This is a genomic window from Streptomyces sp. SID3212, from assembly GCF_009865405.1.
GTDB lineage: Bacteria > Actinomycetota > Actinomycetes > Streptomycetales > Streptomycetaceae > Streptomyces.
In genome coordinates this window covers 1-7,173 of record NZ_WWJY01000725.1, presented here as the reverse complement: position 1 = coordinate 7,173, position 7,173 = coordinate 1, and the positions used below count along the sequence as shown (strand labels likewise).

6 protein-coding genes are annotated in these 7,173 nt (G+C 72.1%); 5 read left to right on the top strand and 1 reads right to left on the bottom strand.

All coding sequences use genetic code 11. The annotated features are described in order from the left end of the window. The 4 genes from GT042_RS21910 to GT042_RS21895 all read left to right on the top strand — a co-directional run. The coding region (locus GT042_RS21910; protein ID WP_161310433.1) for a TOBE domain-containing protein at positions 1 to 648 on the top strand (648 nt) is incomplete at its 5' end. A 115-nt stretch (positions 649 to 763) separates the two neighbouring features. After that, entirely contained in the window at positions 764 to 1,732 is a 969-nt protein-coding gene (locus GT042_RS21905) for a LysR family transcriptional regulator (RefSeq protein ID WP_161310432.1), read from the top strand. Between the two features lie 102 nt (positions 1,733 to 1,834). Further along, a complete protein-coding gene (locus GT042_RS21900) occupies positions 1,835 to 2,995 on the top strand; it encodes an NAD-dependent formate dehydrogenase (protein ID WP_161310431.1) in 1,161 nt (386 codons plus the stop codon). Between the two features lie 346 nt (positions 2,996 to 3,341). Continuing rightward, complete coding sequence (locus GT042_RS21895; RefSeq protein WP_161310430.1) at positions 3,342 to 4,385, top strand: phosphatidylinositol-specific phospholipase C domain-containing protein; 1,044 nt, start codon at positions 3,342 to 3,344, stop codon at positions 4,383 to 4,385. Between the two features lie 100 nt (positions 4,386 to 4,485). Here the strand turns inward: GT042_RS21895 and GT042_RS21890 are convergent, their stop codons facing one another. Further along, complete coding sequence (locus GT042_RS21890; protein ID WP_161310429.1) at positions 4,486 to 6,054, bottom strand: ATP-dependent DNA ligase; 1,569 nt, start codon at positions 6,052 to 6,054, stop codon at positions 4,486 to 4,488. Between the two features lie 231 nt (positions 6,055 to 6,285). On the opposite strand from GT042_RS21890, the gene GT042_RS21885 reads away from it, so the two are divergent. After that, the coding region (locus tag GT042_RS21885; RefSeq protein ID WP_161310428.1) for a serine/threonine-protein kinase at positions 6,286 to 7,173 on the top strand (888 nt) is incomplete at its 3' end.

Below are 7,173 nucleotides of genomic sequence, written 5' to 3'. Positions count from 1 at the left end.
CAGGCCCAGCGGGTCGCCCTCGCCCGCGCGCTCGCCGCCCGGCCCCGGCTGCTGCTCCTCGACGAACCGCTGGCCGCCCTCGACCAGACCACGCGGGGGCAGGTACGGCACACCCTCCGCCGCCACCTCGACGGCTTCGGCGGTGTCTGCCTCATCGTGACCCACGACCCCGTCGAAGCCGTCTCCCTGGCCGACCGGGTCCTCGTACTCGACGCGGGACGCGCCCTCCAGGACGCCCCGCCCACCGAAGTCACCCGGAACCCGCGCTCGCCCTGGGTCGCCAGGATGCTGGGCCGCAACGCCTGGCCGGGCACGTTCGGACCCGACGGACTGGTCCTCGACGGCGGCGGACGCCTCGTCGTCGCCGATCCCCTGGCCGCCGGCTCCGCCGCCCTCGCGATCATCGCGCCCGAAGCCGTCTCCGTACACCGGGACCGCCCGGCCGGCAGCCCCCGCAACGTCTGGCCGGGCACCGTACGGGAGATCACCGCCCTCGGCAGCCGGCTACGGATCCTGATCACCTCGCCCGAGGCGCCCGACCTGGTCGCCGAGATCACCCCCGAGGCCGCCGCCGAACTCGGCCTGGCCGACGGCGCCGCCGTCTGGACCAGCGTCAAGGCCACCGAAGTCACCCTGGTGGCGCTGTGAGGGCCCACCGGTCGGAATCCGGCCGGTCCCGCCGGGAATCCGGCCGGTCCAGGGGGTGGCCAGGGGCCGCGGGCCTGGCAGGGTGGAGGGGCGGAAGAGAGCAGGGGAGCACACGATGTTGCTGCGACAACTGGAGTATCTGGTCGCGCTCGCACGGGAACGGCACTTCGCCCGGGCCGCGGCGTCCTGCTACGTGTCACAGCCGTCGCTCTCCGCGGCGATCCGCAAACTCGAACGCGAGCTGGACGTCCCCATCGTCCGGCGCGGACGCCGCTTCGAAGGACTGACGCCCGAAGGCGAGCGGGTCCTGCTGTGGGCCCACCGGATCCTCGCCGAGCGCGACGCGCTGCGCCACGAGCTGTCCGCGATGCGCGGCGGCCTCGCCGGCACCCTGCGCATGGGCGCCATCCCCACCGCGCTCGCCGCCGCCTCCCTGCTCACCACCCCGTTCGTCGAACGGCACCCGCAGGCTCGCGTCTCGCTCGACTCCCTCTCCTCCCGGGACATCAACCAGCGGCTCGCCGAGTTCGAACTCGACATCGCCGTCACCTACTTGGACGACGACAGCCTCTCCCACGTCCGCAGGACCCCGCTGTACGAGGAGCGTTACCTCCTCCTCACCCCGCAGGACGGCCCCATGGCCGGACAGGACGTCGTGCGATGGGCCCAGATCGCCGCGCTGCCGCTCTGCCTCCTCTCCCCGGAGATGCGCAACCGCCGCATCATGGACGAGTACTTCGCGGCCGACGGCGCGCCCGCCGTGACGCCCGCCATCGAGACCGATTCGGTGGCCGCGCTCTACGCGCACCTGACGGCGGGACACTGGTCCAGCGTCATCTCCCACGCCTGGCTGCACATGTTCGGCGTGCCCGACGGCATGCGCGTGGTGCCCCTGGAGAGGCCCGCGCACGGGCCGCGCGTCGGCCTGGTCATCGCCGACCGCACGCCCGAACCGGTCCTGGCCAGGGCTTTGTTGCAGATCGCCAGGGAAGCGGGAGTACGGGAAGCGCTCGACGGCCTCCTGGACACCTACCTGCGCCCGGCGGTACCGCCGGCCGACGGGCCGCGCCGCGACCGCGGATAGCCGTTGCCTATCCCGGCATAGACACTTTCGCTTTGCCGTCGTTGCTGGTCAGGAGGATGCTCTTAGACATCTTCCCGCACCGAACGATGAGGAGCCGCCATCATGGCAAAGGTGCTGTGTGTGCTGTACGACGACCCGATCGACGGGTACCCGAAGACGTACGCGCGTGACGACATCCCGAAGATCGAGAGCTACCCCGGCGGTCAGACGGCGCCCACTCCTCAGGGAATCGACTTCACCCCCGGTCACCTCCTCGGCAGTGTCTCCGGCGAACTGGGCCTGCGCGGCTACCTGGAGTCCCAGGGCCACACCCTGGTCGTCACCTCCGACAAGGACCGTGACGGTTCGGTCTTCGACCAGGAGCTCGTCGACGCGGACATCGTCATCTCGCAGCCGTTCTGGCCGGCGTACCTGACGGCCGAGCGCATCGCGAAGGCCAAGAACCTGAAGCTCGCCATCACGGCCGGCATCGGTTCCGACCACGTCGACCTCGACGCGGCCATCGCCAAGGGTGTGACCGTCGCCGAGGTCACGTACTGCAACAGCATCAGCGTCGCCGAGCACGTCGTGATGATGACGCTGGGCCTGGTACGCAACTACCTGCCGTCCAACAAGATCGTCCTGGACGGCGGCTGGAACATCGCCGACGCCGTCGCCCGCTCGTACGACCTGGAGGGCATGCAGGTCGGCACCGTCGCCGCCGGCCGCATCGGCCTCGCGGTGCTGCGCCGCCTCGCCCCCTTCGACGTCGGCCTGCACTACACCGACCGCCACCGTCTCCCGGAGGCCGTCGAGCAGGAGCTGAACCTGACCTGGCACGAGAGCGCCGAGGCCATGGTCCCGCACTGCGACGTCGTCACCATCAACGCGCCCCTCCACCCGGAGACCGAGGGCCTGTTCGGCGACGAGCTGCTCTCCAAGATGAAGCGCGGCACGTACCTCATCAACACCGCGCGGGCGAAGATCACCGACCGCGACGCGATCGTACGCGCGCTGGAGAGCGGCCAGCTCGCCGGCTACGCGGGCGACGTGTGGTACCCGCAGCCCGCCCCGGCCGACCACCCGTGGCGGACCATGCCGAACCACGGCATGACCCCGCACATCTCGGGCTCCTCGCTCTCCGCCCAGGCCCGCTACGCCGCAGGTACGCGCGAGATCCTGGAGAACTTCTTCGCGGGCACGCCCCAGCGCGACGAGTACCTGATCGTCGACGGCGGCGCCCTCGCCGGTGTGGGAGCGCACTCCTACTCCGTCAAGAAGTAAGTCCCCCGGAGCAGCAAGTACTCCGGAGACGTACGGATGTGACGAAGCGTCAGCACCACGCCCGCCCCTTCGCACGAGTGGCGGTCGCGCGTGACCGGCTCTTCGGACGGCCGAACCTCGCACACGGCCCGGCATCCGCACACATCTGAGCCCCACCCCGCTACCCCGGCCGCGCCCTCGGCCGGGGCAGCGGCGTATGCGGGCCCGGGCGCGGTGTGGTGGCCTCCCGCGCGTCGCCCGGGTGATCGCACCCGTAAGCTCGTGTCCCCCCGGACGTCACTGAACTCCCCTACGCTCCTCCTCGGTTGACATGCCCCACACATGCGCTCCAGGAGGATCAGGGACTATGGCAAAGCTCCTTCGTACGACGGTGGCCGCCGGTGCCGTCGCGCTGCTCGCCCTCGCCACCACCTCGGCCCGGGCGGCCGACACCGGCCAGCTGCCGTACTCCTCCACCACCGGGGTCGGCGTGCACAACGCCTACGTCAAGACGACGTTCCCGTACTTCGCCGACGCCCTGGACTCCGGCGCCGGGATGCTCGAACTCGACGTGTGGACCAACGTGTTCGGCGCCTCCTGGCGCGTGTCGCACGACAGCCCGGTCAGCAACAACAACAACTGCGCGAACGCCACCACCGTCGCGCAGCTGCGGACCAACACGCAGAACCGCGACCTGGGCGGCTGCCTCACCGACCTCAGAACGTGGCACAACGCCAACCCGGGCCACCGCCCGATCGTCCTCAAGGTCGAGATGAAGGACGGCTTCCTGGGCTCGGCGGGCCGCGGCCCCGCCGCCTTCGACGCCCTCGTCAGCAGCAAGCTCGGCGACGCCGTCTACCGCCCCGGTGACCTGGTCGGCAACCGCGCCACCCTCGACGAGGCGTCCCAGGCCGGCGCCTGGCCCACCCGTGCGCAGCTGGCGGGCAAGTTCATCATCGAGCTGATCCCCGGCACGGTCGAGGAGCAGAACCCCTTCGACACGCTGTGGACCGACCGGGAGTACGCCACCTACCTCCGCGACCTCAAGGCGGCCGGCCGGCTGGGCGAGGCCACGGCCTTCCCCGCCGTGCACAACGTCGCGGCCGGCGACCCGCGCACCCGCTACGCGGACGCCTCGATCCGCCCGTGGTTCGTCTTCTTCGACGGTGACGCCTCCGCGTGGGTCGCCGGCGGGATCGACACCGCCTGGTACAACCAGCGGCACTACTTCGTCCTGATGACGGACGCCCACAACGTGGCGCCCGCCATCGACGGCTCCAACCCCACCGAGCAGCAGGCCCGGGATCGGCTGTCCCTGCTGGCGGGTAAGAACGCCAGCCTGATCTCCGCGGACTGGCGCTCGCTTCCGACGGTTCTCTCGTCGGTCGTCCCGCGCGGCACCGCTCAGTAGCCGCGCGGCCCGGGACCGGCCGTCACCGGTCCCGGGCCCTTCACCTTCCCTGGCCGACCGCTCGTCCCTGGGTGCCGGCCCGTCCCCGGCGGACCGCTCATCACTGGCCACGGGCCTGGCTGTGGGCCGCCAGCACCGTCTCCACCGTGTCGGCGTCCGCCGCCCGCTTGTCCTCGCGGTAGCGGACGACCCGGGCGAACCGCAGGGTCACCCCCGCCGGGTAGCGGGACGACCGCTGGAGCCCGTCGTACGCGATCTCGACGACCAGCTCCGGCCGTACGGTCACCGTGAAGCCGTCGTCACGCACCGCCAGCTCGCGCAGCCGGCCGGTCTGCCACTCCAGCATCACGTCCGTCAGCCCCTTGAACGTCTTGCCGAGCATCACGAACGACCCGTCGTCCCGGCGCGCGCCCAGATGCAGGTTCGACAGCTTCCCGGTGCGCCGGCCGTGCCCCCACTCGGCGGCCAGCACGACGAGGTCCAGGGTGTGCACCGGCTTGACCTTCAGCCATCCCGCCCCGCGCCTGCCCGCGCTGTACGGGGTGTCCAGCGCCTTCACCACGACCCCCTCGTGGCCCCGCGCCATGGTGTCCGCCAGAAACGCCTCGGCGTCCTCGGTACGCGTGCCGGCGGTGTCCCCGCCGGGCCCGTCCGTACCCGGCACCACGATCCTCCGTACCCGCATCGGCTCCGGGACCAGCCCCGCCAGCGCCTCGTGGCGCTCCGCGAACGTCAGGTCGAGCAGATCCTCGCCGTCGAGCGACAGGATGTCGAAGAAGACCGGGGAGACCGGCACCGCCGTCGCGGCGGTCGCCACGTCCGTCCGCGACCCGACCCGGCTCGCGATCTCCTGGAACGGCCGGGGCCTGCCCCGCTCGTCCAGCGCGATGACCTCCCCGTCCAGCACAAAACCGTCGCCGTCCAGCGTGGCCGCGATGTCCACCACCTCGGGCAGCCGGTCCGTGATGTCGTCAAGGGTGCGGGTGAAGATCCGTACCGTCCCGCCGTCGCGGTGCACCTGTACCCGGATCCCGTCCAGCTTCTCCTCCACGGCGCACGCCCCGAGCCGCCCGACCGCCTCGGACACGTCCGCCGCGCTCTGCGCCAGCATCGGCAGCACGGGCCGGCCCACGGTCAGCAGGAACTCCTCCAGCACGTGCGGGCCCTCCGCCAGCAGCCGCTCCGCCACGTGCTGGAGCGAACCGGCCAGCATCACGGCCCGCCGCACGGCGCCCGCCGCCGCGCCCGAGGTCTCGGCCAGCGCCTCCACGGCGACCGCGTCCAGCGCGCCCTGCCGCACCTCGCCGGAGATCAGCCCCACGAGGAAGCGCTGCTCCTCCCCGGTGGCCGCCCCCAGCAGCTCCTGCACCAGCCGCCGCCGCTCGGCCTGCGAGCCGGGCCCCGACACGGCCGCGAGAGCGGTGAAGGTGTCGTCGACGTGGTGGACGGTGAGGGTGGCCCGGCCGGCCGGCGGCGGCGGGTCCTTGAGGGCGTTCCAGCCGATCCCGATCCGGCCCTGGGGGAGCCGTCCTGCCAGGTAGGGGATGACGACGGGCACGTCCTGGGGGCCGGCCGTACGGAAGAGTCCGGCCAGCATGGAGATCTTCCGGGAGCGCGCCGAGGTCTCGGCGACCTCCCGGGAGACGCGGGCGAGCGGTGCCAGCAGCATGCTGCCATCGTGCTACGCCGAGCGCGCGTCCGCCCGGCGAAACGGAAGGCGCCGTCCTCCGGACCGCCCGGATTCCCATGATCGGCCGGCGGGACGTGGTGATCGCGCGGGCGGGACGTCGTGACACGGTTCCGTCACACGGCCCGTCCCCGTACACACCACACGGCCGGGCGGCCATACTGGGTACGGGCCGGGGAGGGCGCGGCGAGGCGACGGGGGCGACAGCACGCGATGGCGGACACCAGGCTGATCCAGGGCCGGTACCGGCTGCTCGAACTGATCGGGCGCGGGGGGATGGGCGAGGTGTGGCGGGCGCGCGACGAGTCGCTCGGCCGGCGCGTCGCGGTCAAATGCCTCAAGCCGGTGGGTCCCCCGCAGGGAGACGCGGCCGGACGGGTCATGCGCGAGCGGTTCCGGCGCGAGGCCAGGGTCGCGGCGGCGCTCCAGCACCGCGGCGTCACGGTCGTCCACGACTTCGGTGAACACGACGGTGTGCTCTACCTGGTGATGGAGTTGCTGGACGGCCGGGACCTGGGCCAGCTCCTGGAGGACAACAAGCGCGGTCCGCTGCCGGTGGCCGAGGTCGTCGACATCGCGGAGCAGGTCGCGGACGCCCTCGCGTACACCCATGAACAGGGCATCATCCACCGCGACTTGAAGCCCGCGAACATCATGCGGCTCACCGACGGCACGGTGAAGATCTGCGACTTCGGCATCGCCAGGCTGGGCCGCGACCTGGAACAGACCTCCCAACTCACCGGTACGGGCGTCGCGATGGGGACGCCGCACTACATGTCGCCCGAGCAGATCGGCGCGGGCGACATAGACCACCGCTCCGACCTGTACTCGCTGGGCTGTGTGCTGTACGAAATCGCCACGGGGGCACCGCCGTTCGACCTGGAGGACGCCTGGTCGGTGCTGGTCGGGCACCGGGACACCGTGCCCCAGCCACCGCGCGCCCACCGGCCCGAACTCCCCGAGTTCTTCGAGCGGATCGTCCTCGACCTGCTCGCGAAGACCCCCGACGAACGGCCGGCGGACGCGGGCGACCTGCGGCGGCGGCTCGGCGCGGGAAGCGGGGGACAGGGGCTCGCGGTGGCGTACGTCCCCGGGCCGGGG

Bases quoted from the DNA above. Each gene is read 5' to 3' on its own strand.
- GT042_RS21895 (WP_161310430.1), top strand. From the start codon at position 3,342: ATGGCAAAGCTCCTTCGTACGACGGTGGCCGCCGGTGCCGTCGCGCTG.
- GT042_RS21900 (WP_161310431.1), top strand. From the start codon at position 1,835: ATGGCAAAGGTGCTGTGTGTGCTGTACGACGACCCGATCGACGGGTAC.
- GT042_RS21905 (WP_161310432.1), top strand. From the start codon at position 764: ATGTTGCTGCGACAACTGGAGTATCTGGTCGCGCTCGCACGGGAACGG.
- GT042_RS21890 (WP_161310429.1), bottom strand. From the start codon at position 6,054: ATGCTGCTGGCACCGCTCGCCCGCGTCTCCCGGGAGGTCGCCGAGACC.